The 16780-nt window shown below is 62.2% G+C and carries 16 protein-coding genes; 2 read left to right on the forward strand and 14 right to left on the reverse strand.

Features of this window, described 5'->3' with window-relative positions; genetic code table 11:
• Positions 1 to 14 precede the first annotated feature (14 nt).
• Together NKJ18_RS02890 and NKJ18_RS02895 are read left to right on the forward strand one after the other, a co-directional pair.
• A complete protein-coding gene (locus tag NKJ18_RS02890; RefSeq protein ID WP_023683219.1) occupies positions 15 to 332 on the forward strand; it encodes a Dabb family protein in 318 nt (105 codons plus the stop codon).
• Positions 333 to 421: 89 nt separating this feature from the next.
• Entirely contained in the window at positions 422 to 802 is a 381-nt protein-coding gene (locus NKJ18_RS02895; RefSeq protein WP_023683218.1) for an MFS transporter, read from the forward strand.
• A 29-nt stretch (positions 803 to 831) separates the two neighbouring features.
• Here NKJ18_RS02895 and NKJ18_RS02900 read toward each other — a convergent pair whose 3' ends face one another.
• From NKJ18_RS02900 to NKJ18_RS02965, 14 genes are all read right to left on the reverse strand, one after another.
• The gene (locus tag NKJ18_RS02900) at positions 832 to 1677 is read right to left on the reverse strand and encodes an EamA family transporter (protein WP_352757783.1); all 846 of its coding nucleotides are present in this window, start codon (positions 1675 to 1677) and stop codon (positions 832 to 834) included.
• A 7-nt stretch (positions 1678 to 1684) separates the two neighbouring features.
• On the reverse strand, positions 1685 to 2593 hold the full coding sequence (locus NKJ18_RS02905) for an endonuclease/exonuclease/phosphatase family protein (RefSeq protein WP_352443500.1): 909 nt from the start codon (positions 2591 to 2593) through the stop codon (positions 1685 to 1687).
• 88 nt (positions 2594 to 2681) lie between these two features.
• Complete coding sequence (locus NKJ18_RS02910; protein WP_023814633.1) at positions 2682 to 4235, reverse strand: cation:proton antiporter; 1554 nt, start codon at positions 4233 to 4235, stop codon at positions 2682 to 2684.
• 148 nt (positions 4236 to 4383) lie between these two features.
• Complete coding sequence (locus NKJ18_RS02915; protein ID WP_023686439.1) at positions 4384 to 5448, reverse strand: ABC transporter ATP-binding protein; 1065 nt, start codon at positions 5446 to 5448, stop codon at positions 4384 to 4386.
• A 30-nt stretch (positions 5449 to 5478) separates the two neighbouring features.
• The gene (locus NKJ18_RS02920) at positions 5479 to 6270 is read right to left on the reverse strand and encodes an ABC transporter permease (RefSeq protein ID WP_023671171.1); all 792 of its coding nucleotides are present in this window, start codon (positions 6268 to 6270) and stop codon (positions 5479 to 5481) included.
• Complete coding sequence (locus NKJ18_RS02925) at positions 6267 to 7181, reverse strand: ABC transporter permease (protein WP_023671170.1); 915 nt, start codon at positions 7179 to 7181, stop codon at positions 6267 to 6269. Before NKJ18_RS02925 ends, NKJ18_RS02920 begins: the two co-directional genes overlap by 4 nt.
• Positions 7182 to 7244: 63 nt before the next feature.
• Positions 7245 to 8351, reverse strand: coding sequence for an ABC transporter substrate-binding protein (locus tag NKJ18_RS02930; RefSeq protein WP_023671169.1), 1107 nt, complete (start codon positions 8349 to 8351; stop codon positions 7245 to 7247).
• A 239-nt stretch (positions 8352 to 8590) separates the two neighbouring features.
• The gene (locus NKJ18_RS02935; protein ID WP_023744178.1) at positions 8591 to 9763 is read right to left on the reverse strand and encodes an iron-containing alcohol dehydrogenase; all 1173 of its coding nucleotides are present in this window, start codon (positions 9761 to 9763) and stop codon (positions 8591 to 8593) included.
• A gap of 18 nt (positions 9764 to 9781) precedes the next feature.
• Positions 9782 to 11167 (reverse strand): aldehyde dehydrogenase family protein, encoded by a 1386-nt coding sequence (locus NKJ18_RS02940; RefSeq protein ID WP_352757784.1) that lies wholly within the window; start codon positions 11165 to 11167, stop codon positions 9782 to 9784.
• 13 nt (positions 11168 to 11180) lie between these two features.
• Positions 11181 to 11600 (reverse strand): type II toxin-antitoxin system VapC family toxin, encoded by a 420-nt coding sequence (locus tag NKJ18_RS02945; protein WP_352757785.1) that lies wholly within the window; start codon positions 11598 to 11600, stop codon positions 11181 to 11183.
• On the reverse strand, positions 11597 to 12052 hold the full coding sequence (locus NKJ18_RS02950) for a DUF7662 domain-containing protein (protein ID WP_023695631.1): 456 nt from the start codon (positions 12050 to 12052) through the stop codon (positions 11597 to 11599). The genes NKJ18_RS02945 and NKJ18_RS02950 overlap by 4 nt, the downstream gene beginning before the upstream one ends.
• An 89-nt stretch (positions 12053 to 12141) precedes the next feature.
• Positions 12142 to 13512: a glutamine synthetase family protein gene (locus NKJ18_RS02955; RefSeq protein WP_023701008.1), complete on the reverse strand. Its 1371-nt coding sequence runs from the start codon at positions 13510 to 13512 to the stop codon at positions 12142 to 12144.
• Between the two features lie 78 nt (positions 13513 to 13590).
• Positions 13591 to 15147 (reverse strand): amino acid permease, encoded by a 1557-nt coding sequence (locus NKJ18_RS02960; RefSeq protein ID WP_023691841.1) that lies wholly within the window; start codon positions 15145 to 15147, stop codon positions 13591 to 13593.
• A 77-nt stretch (positions 15148 to 15224) separates the two neighbouring features.
• Positions 15225 to 16769: an amino acid permease gene (locus tag NKJ18_RS02965; RefSeq protein WP_023671162.1), complete on the reverse strand. Its 1545-nt coding sequence runs from the start codon at positions 16767 to 16769 to the stop codon at positions 15225 to 15227.
• Positions 16770 to 16780: the final 11 nt, after the last annotated feature.

Raw genomic sequence — 16780 nt, forward strand, 5'->3', positions numbered from 1 at the left:
AGGAGAACGAACCAATGATCAGACACTGCGTCTTCGTACGCTTCCGCAGCGATGTGCCCGCCACCGAGCGCACGGCAATCCACGCCGATCTCGAAGCACTGCGCTCCGTTGTGGACGGCATGGACACGGTCCATTTCAGCACCAATGTCAGCCCGGAGCCGTTCGCGCGCGGCTTCAGCCATGCCTTCACCATCGACTTCCGCGATGCCGCCGCCCGCGACGCCTATCTCGTGCATGAAGCGCATCAGCGCGCCGGCGCCCGATTGGTCGCAGCGCTTGAAGGCGGCACCGACGGGCTGATGGTGTTCGATCTCGACATTACGAAAAAGTGACCGCGCTTCTTTCGAAAGCCGGCTGACGCCTGTTCTCTTTTGCGCCCCAAGGAACATATCGTTCCCCGGGGGCGTTTAGGAGGAACGTCGTGGCTCTCACCGCGCAGAAGAAGAAAACCGTCCTTGCCTCCTTCCTCGGCTGGACGCTCGACGCTTTTGATTTCTTCCTTCTGACGTTCCTGCTCACCGATATCGCAACCGAATCCAACACTGACGTCCCGGCAGTCTCCAAAGCGTTGTTCCTGACGCTGGCGACACGCTTCATCGGCGCCTTCTTCTTCGGCAGGCTGGCCGACAAATATGGCCGCAAGCCCATTCTGATGCTCAACATCGTAAGCTATTCGGTGATCGGCGCGCTGGCTGCCTTCTCGCCCAATCTCGTGGCTACGCGCTGGCGCTGTTTGCCGGCGTGGTCGCCGTCTGCATCATCGTCGTCATCCGCTTCAGTCCGGAACGGCGCGGACAGGTGATGACGGTGCTCGGCTGAAGTATCAGGCTCTCAGCCCAGTCTGAGGGCCACGACACCGGCGACGATGCTGAGCGCGGCGGCGCCGCGCCAGCCTGTCATCTTCTCGCCGAGCGCGAAAACCGAGATCATCATGGCAAACAGGATCGACGTCTCGCGCAACGACGCCACCGAGGCGATCGGCGCCTTGGTCATCGCCCACATGACGATCCAGTAGGCCGCGCCGCTGAGCACGCCGGTGAACAGGCCTGCCTTCCAGTCACGCGCCAGCACGGGCAGCGCCTTGGGCCCGCGAAAGATGAGGCACAGCACCAGCGCCCACGTGGCATCGCAGATGAACAGCCATGCGGCATAGCTCGTTGCCGTTGCGGCCAGCCGCGCGCCGCTGCCGTCGGAGAGCGTATAGCTGGATATGAAGATCGAAGTGCCGAGCGCAAAGCCGACCGCGCGCACATTGATCCGCTCCAGATGCGCGCCGCCGCGAAACGACATCACCAGCGTGCCGGCCGACAGCAGCAGGATGCCGAGGATGGCGAACGGCGCCGGCATCTCCTGCACCACGACAACGCCCGCGAGGGCGGTCAAAAGCGGCGCCGTGCCGCGCGCCAGCGGATAGGTCTGGGCGAAATCGCCGGCCTTGTAGGCGCCGATCAGGAAGGTCCGGTAGCCCATGTGAAAGAGCACCGAGGCGATTATAAAGGGCCATACCGCGGCCTTTGGAAACTCGACGAAGGGCAGCACGAACAGTGCGGCAAAACCCATGCCCAGCGTCATCAGCGTGATCGACAGGAAGCGATCGAGATGCACCTTGACCAGCGCGTTCCAGATCGCGTGCATGGCGGCGGCGGCAAGCACCGCGAAAAAGACGAAAAGCGTCATTGAGGGCTCACCGATCTCCCGAGCTCAAAGGCGTTTCGAGATCGATATCGATCCGGACCGGAAAATGGTCTGAAGCGATCTCGCCTATATCGGCACTGACCGAGCGCACACGGTCCGCGAACATACCGCCGACGAAGCAATGGTCGAGCCGGCGTTTTGCCACTTTCCCGTCGATCGTTTTCACATGGGTGTGGAAATCGGCAGCCGGCTCGCTAGCGACGGCAGCGGCATCAACAAAGCCGTCGAGATAAGCTGCCCCGCGATGATAGGGCGTGCTGCCGACGATGCGGCTGTATTCGGCGCTGCCCGGCTCCATGTTGAAATCGCCCATCCAGATCGCAGCTGTCGGGTTTTCCGGCTCGGCCTCGCCACTGGTCCAGTTGCGCGAAGGCTCATCGTCCGCGCCGCTCCACGGGCCGCCCTCGGACGGCGCGCGGCGATGCTCGGCCAAGAGATAGTCGATCTGCTCCAGACGCTCCTCCGCCGCGATATGGGCGAGATGCAGCGACAGGACCCTTACCGGTCCGGCCGGCGTGCGGATCATGCATTCGAGCGCGGCGTTGCGCGTGTTGAGCGGCCGCAGCGTGCGGCGCATGGGCAGCGCGTGCAGCCGCGACCAGGCGATCGGCAGCTTCGACAGCAGCATGGTGCCGAACTGGCGGCGGCGGTTGACGACCCGCCCGTCGCGCTGCTCACTGGCGTCCATGTCGAAGGCCGGGCCATAGACCCAGTGATAGCTAGGCAGCAGCTTGGACAGGACCTCCGGCTGGTCGTCCTCATTGGTGCGCTGCCAATGCCGCTCGACCTCCTGCAGCGCGATGATATCGGCGCCGTCGACCAGCTTGGTGCAGCGCGAAAGATCGTAACGGCCATCGCCGCCGAACCCGTACTGGATGTTGTAGCTGACCAGCTTCATTGCTTATCCGGCTCAATTTCGCTTTGGCAGTAGCGGTTCGGCAGATGGGTTGCAATGTACCGGCACGACGGCGGAACTGGGCCAGCGTCTATGATGTGGTCAGCGGCTGGAACCGGCCCGCCGGCGATGCCGCCAGTTCGGCCCAGTCGATCTCTTCCTCCAGCCGGTGGTAGGCTTCGTCGCCGATCGTGCCGTTGCTGCGCAACTCCTCGAGCGTGTCGCGCTGGCGGTTGATGGCATAGAGGCGCAGCCGGTCGTATTCGGTCGCGGCCTGAGCGTCCTCCGGGTTTTCCGCAATCAGGCGCTGCGCTTCATACTGTTCGCGCACGACGGCGGCGGCCGCAGATGTCTTGCGGCTCAGCACGTCCAGTGCTGCCTGCATGATGGCGACGCGCGCTTGCGCCACCTCATTGTCGACGGTTCTATCGGGGTCGAAGTTGATCCAGCGCAGCAGCGGCTTCAGCGTCATGCCTTGCAGCACCAGCGTGCCCAGCACCACCGCGAAGGCGGCAAGCACGATCGGGTCGCGGCCGGGAAAATCGGCCGGCAGCGCAATGGCGACCACCAGCGTCACCAACCCACGCATGCCGCACCAGCCGACAATGACGGCGCCGCCGAATGTCGGCAATTCCCGCCTTGCCTCTTGGCTGCCGAAGCGGGCAAGCCACCGGATGATCGCGACGTAACTCGCCACCCAGACAAGGCGCGCGACGATAACGACGACCAGCACCGTTGCGGCGAAAAGGAATGCTTCGCCTTGCCCGTCGCCGGCCAGCCTGCCAACGATCGTGCGTGCCTGCAGGCCCATCAGCACGAAAGCCAGCACGTTGAGCACGAACACGGCCGACTCCCAGACCGAATAGGTGCTGACGCGGCGTCTCGCCGACGACTGGCGCGGCGCCCTGCGCGCAATGGTCATGGCATAGACGACGATGGTGATGATGGCGGAAAGGCCCAGCCTGTCGGCGATGATCCACACGGCGAAGGTTCCGGCAAACTGCACCACCGTGCTGCTCGCCGCATCCTCGATGCGGCCGAGCGCCAGCAGCGAGACGCGGCCAAACAGATAGCCCGCGATCACACTGCCGATCGTTGCCAGCAGGATCACCGGAACGGCGTTGCTGAGCATGATCGTGCCAAGCGCCGCCGAAACCGCCAGCCGGTAGATCAGCAGCGCCGTGGCATCGTTGAGCAGGCTCTCGCCCTGCAGGATGGCGGTGATGCGGTGCGGTACCTTGAACTGGCTGAGCACGGCGGATGCGGCCACCGCATCCGGCGGCGCGACGATGGCGCCGAGCGCGATTGCCGCCGCGATCGGCAGGCCGGCCATCTTCCAGCCGACGAAGGCAACCACCACGGTGGTGAAGACGACGGCGCCTAGCGCCAGCAGCGCGAGCGACAGCCGGTAGCGCTTGAGGTCGCGCAGCGACGTGTCATAGGCGGCGTCGAGAAGCACCGGCGCGATGAACAGGGCAAGCGCCAGTTCCGGATCGATCTCGATTGTCGGCGCACCGGGTACGAAGGCGATCGCGACCCCGGCCAGAGCCAGCAGGGACGGATAGGGAATTTCCAGCCGCCGCGACAGCGCCGTCAGCGCGACGGCTGCCAGGAGCAGGATGAGGGTAAGTTCGAATAGCGCCATGGCCTATCGTAGCGGCGAAGCGGCATCATGGGCAGTGGCTGGATGGCAAGATGCTGTTGATTATCCAGCACTCGGGGTCCGGCAATGATACGGCCGTTCATCGCGCCAGCTCGAATCGACCGCCTCGGTCGCGCCAAAATGCTGCTTGCTAGTGCAGCACCAGCATATCGCTTGATGAGAACGATATGTCGGCCTTCTCGCCGACCGCGGGCGGTGGCGTTGCCGGGCTGTTGAAGGTGTCGAGCGACACCGTGTTGCCGCCGATGCCGACGCGAACGCGAATGACTGAGCCGAGGAAGTGCACTTCGGAGATTTCGCCCGACAGGCTTGAATCGCGACCGGGCTGGCGTCCGAGCGAGATCGCCTCGGGACGCAGCGCCAGCGACAGCGTGTCGCCCGACTTCGAGCCGTTGAGCTTGCCCTTGAGCGAGACTTCCTGCGTGTTGACTTGCACCGTGCCGGCCGCGGCGTCAGTGACCTTGCCTTCGAGCACGTTCAGCGTGCCGACGAAGTTGGCGACGAACTTGGTCGCCGGCCGGTTGTAGATCTCGAACGGCGTGCCGACCTGCTCGGCCTTGCCGCCATACATCACCGCGATGCGGTCGGAGATCGACAGCGCCTCTTCCTGGTCATGGGTGACGAAGATGGTGGTGATGCCGAGCTTCTTCTGGATCGAGCGGATTTCCTCGCGCAACGACACACGTACCTTGGCATCGAGCGCCGACAGCGGCTCGTCGAGCAAAAGCAGCTTCGGCTTCGGCGCGATGGCGCGGGCCAGCGCGATGCGCTGCTGCTGGCCGCCGGAGAGCTGGTAGGGATAGCGGTCGGCCATCTGCGGCAGCTTGATGATGTCGAGCATCTCGGCCACGCGTCTGTCGATGTCCGCCTTGGGCATGCCGGCGACCTTCAGGCCAAAGCCGATGTTTTGCGCCACCGTCAGGTTGGGGAACAGCGCATAGGCTTGGAACACCATGCCGACATTGCGCTGGTTGGGCTTTAGCCTCGTGATGTCCTTGCCTGCGACGACGATCTTGCCCGCCGACGGCTCTTCGAAACCGGCGACCATGCGCAGCACGGTGGTCTTGCCGCAACCCGATGGCCCAAGGAAGGAAACGAACTCGCCCGGCTCGACATCAAGATTGAAATCTTCGACCACGGTGGTGGCGCCGAAGGATTTTCGCACATGCTGGATGGAGAGGAATGGTTCGGCCATGGCTTTTTCTTTCGATCAGTACTTTGTCGATCAGTTCGGGCGGTTCGCCGATCTCGGCGCGAAACGGGACAGGATCTGGATCAGCGACATACAGCCCCAGGTGATGGCGAAGGCGATGATGGCAAGCGCCGCCGGCTCATAGGCGCGGTTGGCGCCAACGTTTTGCAGATAGGGGCCGAAGGCGGGCCGGTTGAGCAAGCTGGCCATGGTGAATTCGCCAATGACGATGGCGAAGGTAAGGAAGGCGCCCGACAGCACGGCGATCAGCACATTGGGCAGGATCACACGACCAATGATCGTGCCCCAACCGGCGCCAAGGATCTGCGCCGCTTCGGTCAGCGTCCTGACGTCGATGGTGCGCAGTCCGGTATCGACCGCGCGATACATGTAGGGCAGCGCCAGCATTGCATAGCCGATGACCAGCAAGGCATTTGTGCCCATGTCGGTCGCCAGGAACGGCAGCGGCGAATTCGAACCGTACATCCTGATATAGCCGAAGACGATGACGATGGCGGGAATGACCAGCGGCAGCAGCGTGATGAACTCTACGATCGGGCGCAGTTGCGGCAGGCGCAGTCGAATCCAGTAGGCGGCGGGCACCACGATCAACACGCCCAGAATGATGGTGAAGATGGCGGCAAGCACTGAGTAGCCAAAGGTCGCCTGAAAACGAGGGTCGCCAAGCACGATCTGATAGGCGTCGAAGGAATAAGCGCCGCGCCGCATGCGCAAGGAAAATTCCACCGTCGCGATCAGCGGAATGAAGAAATAGGCCGCGCCCAGCCCGAAGACGACCCAGGCCCAGAATTTTCCGGACTTCATTTCAGCCACCTCTCCGAGCGCGTCCGGAACCAAATGTAGAAGACATTGGCCAGCCCGGTGATGACGATCATGCCGAAGGCGATCGCATAGCCGAGATGGGCATTGTGCAGCACGTCACCGCGTATCTGCGCATAGAGCAGGATCGGTACGATGTTGAGTGAAGAGCCGGTCAGCGCATAGGCGGTGGCGATGGCGCCGAAGGCATTGGCGAAGAGCAGGATGACCGTGCCGAGGAAACTCGGCCAGATCACCGGGATGACCACCATGCGCCAGTATTGCGTCTGGGTGGCGCCAAGCGTCGCCGCAGCCTCGCCCCACTCCTTCTTCAAGCCGTCAATCGCCGGCGTGATGATGACCACCATTAGGGGAATCTGGAAATAGACATAGGTCAGCGTCAGGCCCCAGAACGATAGGATGTTGAAGCCGTGCGCATAAATGTTGAGGCCGAACACGGTGTTGAGCAGCACCGTGGCGAGACCGAGGCGTCCGAGCGTGGCGATGAAGGCGAAGGCCAGCGGTACGCCGGCGAAATTGGAAGCCACGCCGGAGAATGTCAGCGTCGCCGAACGTATCCACTCCGGCAGGCCGCCGCGCACGATGGCGATGGCGATGCCGAGACCTGCGAAGGCGCCGATCAGCGACGAGGAAAGGCTGACCTTGAGCGAGATCCAGTAGGCGGCGACAATCGATGGCTGCGCCAGTGCTGCTATGTTTTCGAACGTGAATTCGCCGGCATCGTTCTGGAATGCACCCAGCATCAGATAGAGCGTGGGTAGGATCAGGAACATGATGGCGAAGATGAAGAATGGCGCAACGCCGAGCCATTGCGTCGGCAGTCGCATTGCACGCGCCTCACTGGGGGGCGCGGTCTTCCCGGCAACTGCGTGATCGGAAAGCGAGATATCTGTCATGCGCCGGCTACCGTCTCCGAGGAACACCGGGCGGCCGCGAGGCCGCCCGGTTGGTTTCAAGCCTTACTTGACGTTGGCGCCGACGACGGCATCCCAGTTCTTGGTGACGGCTTCCTTTGCCTTGCCCTGCTCGTCCAGCGTCGGGAACACCGCGGCAGCGTAAGCCTCGGCCGGCGGCAGCTTGGCCATCACGTCCGCCGGGAGCTTGCCGTTCTTGGCAAGATCGTTGAAGCGGATCGGGTGGCAATAGCCCTTCAGCCAGCCGATCTGGCCTTCGTCGGAGTAGAGATACTCCAGCCAGAGCTTGGCAGCGTTCGGATGCGGTGCGAAAGCACTGATCGCCTGCACATAGACGCCGGCAACCACACCGGTCTTGGGCACGACGACGTCGACGGGCGGATTGCCCTTCAGCGTGTCGCGACCGGCAAGTGCATTGTAATCCCAGGTCACCAGGATCGGCGTCTGGCCTTGTGCCAGGGTCGCCGGTTTGCCGATGACCGGCACGAAATTGCCGGCGGCGTTAAGCTTCTTGAAGAAGTCGAGACCAGCAGTGCCAGCAGCTTCGCCGGCAGCCGCACCACCGGAAATGCCGGCCGCGTAGACGGCCTGGATGGCCTGGTTCGAGGCGCGCGGGTCGCCGGCAAGCGCCACGGTGTTGGCGAATTCCGGCTTCAGCAGGTCAGCCCAGTCAGCAGGCGCTTCCTTGACGAGGTCCTTGTTCACCAGGAAGGATAGCACGCCATAGTAGTCGCCGGTCCAGTAACCATCGGCATCCTTGGCGCTGTCGGGGATCGAGTCCCAGGTCGACACTTTGTAGGGCTGGATCAGGCCGTCAGCCTTGGCGGTCGGGCCGAAGGACAGGCCAACGTCGATGACGTCGGGCGCCTGCGGGCCCTTGTTGTCCTTGTTGGCCTTGATCGCCTCGACCTCGTCGCCGGAGCCGGCATCGGGGTTGAGTTCGTTGATGGTGATCTCAGGATACTTTGCCTTGAAGCCGTCGATGACGGCGCCGTAGCCGCACCAGTCATGCGGCAGCGCGATTGTCGTGAGCTGGCCTTCCTTCTTCGCAGCGGCAACCAGTTCATCCATGGACTGGGCCGACGAGATAGCAGAGGTCGCCATGAGGGCGACGGCCGAAAGGGAAAGCACTTTCCCTGTGAACTTGAACATGTGTTCTCTCCGTTGAACTGGCGTCCTGGACGCCTGCGATGCGGTATCGGTTTCATATGACAGCCAGATGAAAGCTTTTTGAAACTGGCCCCCGGCGGTACGAAAAGTTAACTCTTTTTAACCGGCTGTAGCAATTAGCCTCGACTTAATTTCCCGGCTAATGGTTTATTGCCTTGCTTTTTGCCCCCTTGCCCTTCCTTTCCCTTCGTTTTTAGATCACGTCCGGCGCAGAAACCGCCTCAGACAGTGCCGGCGATAGTGTTCTCGAGCAGCGTCAGCGCTGCTTTCTTGGTCAGCTTGACCGGGTTGCCGCCGGCTGTCGGATCGACCACCGCCATGTCGGCGATCAGCCCCTTGCGCTTCTTGTCCATGTCGAGCCCCTTGATCAGATCGGGCAGCGCATGCGGCACCTTCAATTCCTTGCGCAGCTTGATGATCGCTTTGGCAAAGCCGTCGAAGCCACCCTTGATGCCGCAATAGGCAGCGAGCCGGGCAATCCGCTCCTCGATGGAGTCGCGATTGAAGGCCAAGACATAGGGCATGAACACCGCATTCGTCATGCCGTGATGGGTGTCGTAGAGCGCGCCGATCGGATGCGACAGCGAGTGGATGGCGCCAAGACCCTTCTGGAAGGCGGCAGCACCCATGGCGGCCGCACTCATCATGTGGGCGCGCGCGACAAGGTCCTTGCCGTTGGCGTAGGCCTTGGGCAGGTTCTCGAACACCAGGCGCACACCTTCGACGGCAATGCCGTCGGCCATCGGGTGATAGCCCGGCGCGCAATAGGCTTCGAGGCAATGCGCCAGCGCATCCATGCCGGTGCCGGCGGTGATGAAGCCGGGCATGCCGACCGACAGTTCCGGATCGGCAATAACGATTGCCGGCAAAAGCTTCGGATGGAAGATGACCTTCTTGGTGTGCGTCGCCTCATTGGTGATGACGCCGGCACGCCCGACTTCCGAGCCTGTGCCGGCAGTGGTCGGCACGGCGATGATCGGCGCGATGGCATCCGAATTGGCGCGCGTCCACCAGTCGCCGACATCCTCAAAGTCCCAGATCGGCCGCGTCTGGCCAGCCTGGAACGCGATCAGCTTGCCGAGATCGAGCGCTGAACCGCCGCCGAAGGCGATGACGCCGTCATGCTTGCCCTTCTTGAACACGGCGATGCCGGCGGTGAGGTTGGAATCGACCGGGTTCGGCTTCACCTCGGAGAACACGCCATAGGATACCTTGGCGTCGTCGAGGATTTTCAGCGTCGAAGCGACGACCGGCAGTTTCGCCAACCCCGGATCGGTGACGAATAGCGGCCGCTTAATGCCGGTGGCAGCGAGCACCTCAGGCAGTTCCTTGATGCGCCCGGCGCCGAAGCGGACGGTGGTCGGGTAGTTCCATTTGGAGATCAGCTTGGACATGTCTTGTCTTTCAAAAAATCAGATGGCTTCGCGCAGATGGAAAGATTTCGGCCGGGTCAGATTGTCGTAGCCGAGCGCCGAAAGGGCGACGCCTTTGCCGGTGTCCTTGACGCCGGTCCAGACCAGCGCCGGATCGAGGTAGTCGCAGCGGTTCATGAACACGGTGCCGGTCTCGACGCGGTCGCCGATCGCCACCGCATGCTCGATATCGCCGGTCCAGATCGAAGCGGTCAGCCCGTAGGGGCTGTCGTTCATCAGCGCGATCGCCTCCTCGTCGTTGCGCACTTTCATGATGCCGACGATCGGGCCAAAACTTTCCTCGCGCATGACGCTCATCTGGTGGTCGACGCCGGTCAGCACTTCCGGCGCCAGATAGGGCGAGCCGGCCTTGTCGTTAGCCACCTTCATATTGATGTGTGCGATTGCACCCTTGCGCAGCGCCTCGGCCTTCTGCTCGCGGATCAGGTCGGCAAAGCGCGCCTGCGCCATCGGCCCCATTGTCGTCGCCTGTTCCAGCGGATTGCCGACCACATAATTCTTCGTCTCGGCGATGAAACCTTCGACGAACTGGTCGTAGACCTTCTCATGCACATAGACGCGCTCGATGCCGCAGCAGCACTGGCCGGAATTGTAGAAGGCGCCGTCGACCAGATTGGCCACCGCATGGTCGAGCTTGGCGTCGGGCAGCACATAGGCCGGATCCTTGCCGCCGAGTTCGAGCCCGAGCGTCATGAAGGTGCCGGCCGCCGCCTTCTCGATGGCGCGGCCGCCGCCGACCGAACCGGTGAAATTGACATGGTCGATCTTGCCCGAGCCGAGCAGCTTCTCAGTCTGGGCATGGTTCAGCACGACATTCTGGAACACGCCCTTGGGCAGCCCAACCTTGTCGAACGCCTGCTGGAACCGTTCGCCGACCAGCAGCGTCTGCGCCGCATGTTTGAGGATAACAGTATTGCCGGCCATCAGTGCCGGCACGATGGTGTTGACGGCGGTCAGATAGGGATAGTTCCACGGCGCGATCACCATGACGACGCCGAGCGGATCCTTCTTCACATAGCGTCGGAAGCCGTCCTTCGGGTTGGATGCCGGCACGGATTTCAGCGCGGCGTCAGCGATCTCGACCATGTAATTGGTGCGTTCCCTGACGCCGCCGAACTCGCCGCCATAGCGCACCGGTCGCCCCATCTGCCAGGCGATCTCCGGCACGATCTCGTCGGTCATCGCGACCAGCGCTTCGAGCATCGCCAGCATAAATTTGCCGCGCTCGACGATCGGCTTCAGCGCCCACTTCTCCTGCGCCGCTTTGGCGCGCTCGACCGCGGCATTGATCGCCTGGTCGGTCGCGATCGGTCGCTCGGCATAGATCGAACCATCGATGGGCGATTTGAGTTTTACGGTTTCCAAAGGATGCTCCAGTTTAGCAGGCTAGCGTACGCAGATGGCCGTTGCGGCCATAGCGAAGGATGGGCTCGTCACGCGTCACCAGAACCATGTCCAACGCTCTCGCACTTGCCATCAGTATCCGATCCATGGGATCACCATGAGGCGGACCGGGCAGGTTGGATGACGCAATCAGAATGGCTGGTGAGATAGCGCTGAGCTTTGCCGACATTCGGTCGATGAAACGCTCCACGAAGTCGAGTGGCGCCAATGGCAGATTGAGCCGGCCCTTGGCTACGCCAATTCCGATCTCCCATGCCGACATCGGCGAAAGATACAGACGGCCGTCATAGGCCGCTTCCGAAATCTCCCGGCTTGCGTGCGGATCGATCAGACTATCGTTGGCGACAAAGATCATCGCACATGTATCCAGAAGCAGGTTTGGCTCTTCGCTCATTTACGCACCGCAAGTTTGCCGTCACGCGCGTCAGCCTCACCGCCCAGATAGCCCCGGTCCCATGGCTCGTCATCGAAAGGTTTGGTGATATCAAATCCGGCTTCGATTGTTATCAGGCCCTTCATGAAACCAAAACCGGGGTGGCGATCCGCGCGCGCCTCCTTTGGCGCGGCAGGCACGCTACCACTGGGCGGCGCCGAAATGGGTACTTTGCGAACGCGGCGAAATACCAGTTTCCCACTCCCTATATTGACGGATTCGGTTTCGAACCCAGCCTCAAGCCACTCCCTTGTCATGGGATTGTTGCTCGGATTGTTGCTCCACCATGCAGGGTATTGCTTCGATGCGGGCAGCGGCAGATTGAGCACTCTCTCGATTTCGGCGAATGACATCGGAACGCGATCGACATTTTGGGCAATGAGAAAGTCCTTGAGCGGCGCATATTTGGACATTGCAAACTCCTCAATGTAGCGCACTGCAGTTTACAGGTACCATATGGTACTAACTTCACTACAGTGTCAACATTAAAGCTGTATAAAGTTTAATACCGCTCGAACCCCCTGTGCAGTTCCCAATCCGTAATGCGGCGGTCGTATTCGAATTGCTCCCACTTTGCGGTGTGGACATAATGTTCGAGCACATCGTCGCCGAGCGCCTGCTTCAGCATCTTCGACTTGGCCAGCGTCTCGGTGGCGTCGCGCAGCGTCTTCGGGATCTCCGGCAGGCGCGAGGCCTGGTAGGCATCGCCGACGAACGGCTTCTGCAGTTCGAGCTTCTCGTCGATGCCGGCAAGGCCGGCGGCGATCAGCGCCGCGAAAGCGAGATAGGGGTTCAGGTCGGCGCCGCCGATGCGGCATTCCATGCGGATGCCCTTGGTGCCCTCACCGCACAGGCGGAAGCCGGCGGTGCGGTTGTCCTCGCTCCACATGATCTTGGTCGGTGCGAAGGTGCCGGCCTGGAAGCGCTTGTAGGAGTTGATGTAGGGCGCCAGGAACCAGGTAAACTCCCTGGCATATTTCAGTTGCCCAGCCGCCCATTGCTGGCCAAGCGTGGACAAAGTCCAGTCCGCCTTCTTGTCGAAGAACAATGGCGTCTTGCCGTCGGCGCTCCACAGCGAATTGTGGATGTGGCTGGAATTACCGGCGAGCCCGTAATTGTATTTCGACATGAAGGAAATCGACTTGCCTTCGGACTCGGCAATCTCCTTGGCGCCGTTCTTCAGGATGACGTGGCGGTCGGCCATGTCGAGCGCTTCGGCATAGCGCACATTGATCTCTTCCTGGCCTGGGCCCCATTCGCCCTTGGAGTTTTCGATCGGAATGCCCGCCGCTTCCATCTCGTTGCGAAGCCGGCGCATGACGCCTTCTTCCTTGGTGGTGATGCCGATCTGGTAGTCGCCAATATAGGGCGACGCGGTGTCGAGCCCCTGCCAGTGCTTCTTGCGGGCGGAATCGTAGGTCTCGTTGAACAGGTAGAATTCGAGCTCGGAGGCGAAGTAGCCGATATAGCCGCGTTCGGTGAGCCGCTTGACCTGCTTTTTCAGCATCGCGCGCGGCGAATGCGGAAGGTCGTCATGGGTGTGGTGGTCGAGCACGTCGCAGATCACCAGCGCGGTCTTTTCCAGCCACGGAATCCGCCGCAGCGTCGCAAGGTCCGGCTTCATGACGAAGTCGCCATAGCCCTTCGACCAGCTTGCCGCCTTGTAGCCCGGCACCGGCTCCATATCGATGTCGGCGGCGAGCAGATAGTTGCAGCCATGCGTCTCGTCATGGGCGGAATCGACGAAGTACTGCGCCAGGAAACGCTTTCCCGCGAGCCGGCCCTGCATGTCGACGATGCAGGCCAGCACCGTGTCGATCTCGCCACTGGAGACCGCTTTCTTCAACTGATCGAACGAGAAATTTCCGGCCATTCCTTTGGCACTCCAGTGCTTGGTCGTTGAGGACGAACCATAGCCGGCTGCCCGCCGGCCATGGCCATGATCGTGACGTCAGTGGCCGGTTTCGCCGACAGCTTGTTCGGCAGCCTTGATCGCTGCCTGACGCGCCGCGATGATGTCGCCCAGCGGCGGGCCCTGGAAGCGATTGCGCTCGAAGGCGAACCAGACAATCGCCGTCAGGATGAAGAAGCCGACGGTGATGTACAGCGCCCAGTCGTTCGGCGGCTGGATGCCGATGATGAAGATCAGGATCATCGACACTATGGAAAGGACCCCGAACAGCATGAAGATGCCACGGCCCAGGTTCCACGGTCCCATCTTGTCCCACTTCGGCGTGCCCCAGGCCACCATGCCGAGCACGATCGGCACGGTGAAGGACAGGAACAGGAAGATGACGGTGCACGAGACGACGATGGTGTAGGCCGAAGTGCCGGCGACCGAAACCAGCGTCGAACCCCAAACGAACAGCACCGACAGGACCGACGCCGTCCAGATGGCCGCCACCGGCGTGCGATAGGTCGGGCTGACCTTGGCCAGTGCCGACGAGCCCGGCAGGCCGCCGTCACGCGAGAAGGCAAAGATCATGCGCGAAGCCGAGGTGACGGTTGCGAGGCCGCACAACAGCTGGGCGATGAACACGACGAGGTAGACGAACTCCTTGAGGCCGGGACTGACGCGCTGGTCGAAGGCCCAGAAGAACACGTTCCAACCCTGCTTGGCGGCGTCGTCCATGTTGGGGATCATCAGCACGAAGGCGGCCAGGAACAAATAGCCGAAGACCGCCGACCAGATAACCGACATCACCATCGCACGCGGCACCGATGAGGCCGCCTTGATGGTTTCCTCGGAAGTGTGTGCCGAAGCATCGTAGCCGGTGATGGTGTAGATCGGCAGCAGAAGGCCGAGAGCGAACACCCAGGCGTTCGAGACGGACGGCCAGACGCTGGCGCCGGCCTCACCCGAGTAGTTGTGGAAGGTGAAGAGCCGGCTGAAATCCCAGGTCTCGGCGGAGAACAGGCAGACGACCGCAATCAGGATCGAGCCGAAGAAGATCAGGTAGCCCGAAAAATCGGTCAACTTCGCCGTCAGCTTGATGCCGAGATGGTTGATCAGGGCCTGGGCGCCAGTGATGATGACCAGGAAGATCATCTGATTGGTCAGCGTACCCTCGATGCCGAGCGTCGGCCCGAAGGCGCCGATGAAGAACGTCCAGGTGCCGACATTGATGGCGCCGAGCACGGTGATCAGGCCGAGCAGGTTGAGCCAGGCCGTCACCCAGCCGGTGCCGCGATTGCCGAGGATCGAACCCCAGTGATAGAGGCCGCCGGCCGTCGGATAGGCCGAGCTGATCTGCGACATGGCGACCGCGAAGGTGAGCGAAACGAAGCAGCCGACCAGCCAGCCGATGCCGATACCGATACCGCCGGCGCCCGACGTTGCCTGCGCTAGCGAATTGATGCCGCCCGACAGGATGCAGATGATGGAGAAGGAAACGGCGAAGTTGGAGAAGCGGCTTAGCCGCCGCTCAAGTTCCTGGGCGTAGCCCATGGAATGGAGGTGCTTTACGTCTTCCGCCTTGTCTGTGTCTGAATAACCCGGTGCTGCCATTGTAGTCCCCTTTGCGTTCTTAGCTGGCCGGCCCTGCCCCGGTCGGCTTGCGCCGGCCGGAGCATCTAGTCTTGCTGTTAGCCTGCCGTCTGGCCGACGGCTGCTTCCGCGGCCGCGATCTCCGAAGCGCGGCGAGCAATGTCGGCGCCGATCGGCGGGCCCTTGAAGCGGCGCGATTCGATGCCGAACCACAGCACCATGAGCAGAACGATCAGGCCGATGGCATAGTTGATCAGGATGTCGAAGGGCGGCTGGATGCCGGCATACATCAGCACCAGAACGCCAAGCACCGTGATGACGGCGAACGGCTTGGACCAGATGCCGAGGCGGAACGGGCCGAATTCGGTCCAGCTCTTGCCCTCGGCAAGCAGGCCGGCGGCCACGGGCATGGCGTAGGACACGTAGAGGAACAATGCACAGCCGGCCGCCAGTGCGGCAAAAGCCGGCGAGTACAATGTCGCTGCGACCGCGAGCACCGCTCCGAGCCAGATTGCCGCCACCGGCGTGCGCCATGTCGGGCTGACGGTTTTCCACACCGACGAACCGGGCAGGCCGCCGTCACGCGCGAAGGCAAAGATCATGCGCGAGGTCGACGTCAGTCCGGCGAGAGCGCAGATGAAGTTCGCCAGCACGATTGCGATGGCAATGATGCTCTTCAGCAGGAATGGTGCCGGCAGCTTGTTGAAGAGATTGAACCAGGCATTGGCGCCATCCTTGGCCGTCGCTGCCAGATCGGGGCTGGCCAGTACGAACGAAACGGCCATGACGAAGCCGAACACCAGCGACCACAGGACCGAATGGATCATGCCGCGCGGCACCGCCACGCGGGCATTGTGGGTCTCTTCGGACGTGTGGGCCGAAGCGTCGAAGCCGGTGATGGTGTAGAGTGGGTAGAGCAGGCCGATCAGGAAGGCGACGAGTGCCGTCCGTGCGGTCGGAACGTAGCCTGCGCCTGGATCACCGGTGTTGTTGACGAAGGTGGTGAGCCGCGAGAAATCCCAGCTTGCGCCCCAGATCAGGAACATCGCGGTCAACACGACGGCGACGACCAGAATGAGGTAGCCCGAGAAATCCGTCAGCATGGTGGTGAGCCTGATACCGAAATGGTTGATCAGCGCCTGTGCGACCGTGATGATCACAACGCCGATCACCTGCTCCTGATAGCCCCACGCGGAGACGTCGTTGCCGAACACGCCGGACCAGACAAGGTCCTTGAACAGCGCGTAGACGCCGACATTGACCGAGGCGACGACGAAGACCAGGCCGAGCAAGTTGATCCAGGCCGTGGCCCAGCCCCAGCCGCGCCCGCCGAGAATTGACGACCAGTGGTAGAGACCGCCGGCCGTTGGGTAGGCCGAGCCGATCTGGCCAAGGGACGCGGCAACGACAAGTGCAAAGACGCCGCCGATGACCCAGCCGACAGTCGCCTCGAAGCCGCTGCCGGTCGCCATGGCCAGCGGGAAGGACGTGATGCCGCCCGCCAGAATACAAATGATCGAAAAGGAAATTGCGAAATTCGAGAAGCCGCTCATGCGGCGAGCCAACTCCTGGGCATAGCCCATGCTATGGAGGGTTTTTACATCCTCCGATCTTTCAGCGTCTGATTTGTCCGGTCCTGCCATTTTCGTCCCCT

Source organism: Mesorhizobium sp. M0217, from assembly GCF_040321955.1.
Lineage (GTDB): Bacteria > Pseudomonadota > Alphaproteobacteria > Rhizobiales > Rhizobiaceae > Mesorhizobium.

What these genes read in the sequence shown, in the direction of transcription:
- NKJ18_RS02890 (WP_023683219.1), top strand. Translation starts at nt 15, where the DNA reads ATGATCAGACACTGCGTCTTCGTACGCTTCCGCAGCGATGTGCCCGCC.
- NKJ18_RS02900 (WP_352757783.1), bottom strand. Translation starts at nt 1,677, where the DNA reads ATGACGCTTTTCGTCTTTTTCGCGGTGCTTGCCGCCGCCGCCATGCAC.
- NKJ18_RS02905 (WP_352443500.1), bottom strand. Translation starts at nt 2,593, where the DNA reads ATGAAGCTGGTCAGCTACAACATCCAGTACGGGTTCGGCGGCGATGGC.
- NKJ18_RS02910 (WP_023814633.1), bottom strand. Translation starts at nt 4,235, where the DNA reads ATGGCGCTATTCGAACTTACCCTCATCCTGCTCCTGGCAGCCGTCGCG.
- NKJ18_RS02915 (WP_023686439.1), bottom strand. Translation starts at nt 5,448, where the DNA reads ATGGCCGAACCATTCCTCTCCATCCAGCATGTGCGAAAATCCTTCGGC.
- NKJ18_RS02920 (WP_023671171.1), bottom strand. Translation starts at nt 6,270, where the DNA reads ATGAAGTCCGGAAAATTCTGGGCCTGGGTCGTCTTCGGGCTGGGCGCG.
- NKJ18_RS02925 (WP_023671170.1), bottom strand. Translation starts at nt 7,181, where the DNA reads ATGACAGATATCTCGCTTTCCGATCACGCAGTTGCCGGGAAGACCGCG.
- NKJ18_RS02930 (WP_023671169.1), bottom strand. Translation starts at nt 8,351, where the DNA reads ATGTTCAAGTTCACAGGGAAAGTGCTTTCCCTTTCGGCCGTCGCCCTC.
- NKJ18_RS02935 (WP_023744178.1), bottom strand. Translation starts at nt 9,763, where the DNA reads ATGTCCAAGCTGATCTCCAAATGGAACTACCCGACCACCGTCCGCTTC.
- NKJ18_RS02945 (WP_352757785.1), bottom strand. Translation starts at nt 11,600, where the DNA reads ATGAGCGAAGAGCCAAACCTGCTTCTGGATACATGTGCGATGATCTTT.
- NKJ18_RS02950 (WP_023695631.1), bottom strand. Translation starts at nt 12,052, where the DNA reads ATGTCCAAATATGCGCCGCTCAAGGACTTTCTCATTGCCCAAAATGTC.
- NKJ18_RS02955 (WP_023701008.1), bottom strand. Translation starts at nt 13,512, where the DNA reads ATGGCCGGAAATTTCTCGTTCGATCAGTTGAAGAAAGCGGTCTCCAGT.
- NKJ18_RS02960 (WP_023691841.1), bottom strand. Translation starts at nt 15,147, where the DNA reads ATGGCAGCACCGGGTTATTCAGACACAGACAAGGCGGAAGACGTAAAG.
- NKJ18_RS02965 (WP_023671162.1), bottom strand. Translation starts at nt 16,769, where the DNA reads ATGGCAGGACCGGACAAATCAGACGCTGAAAGATCGGAGGATGTAAAA.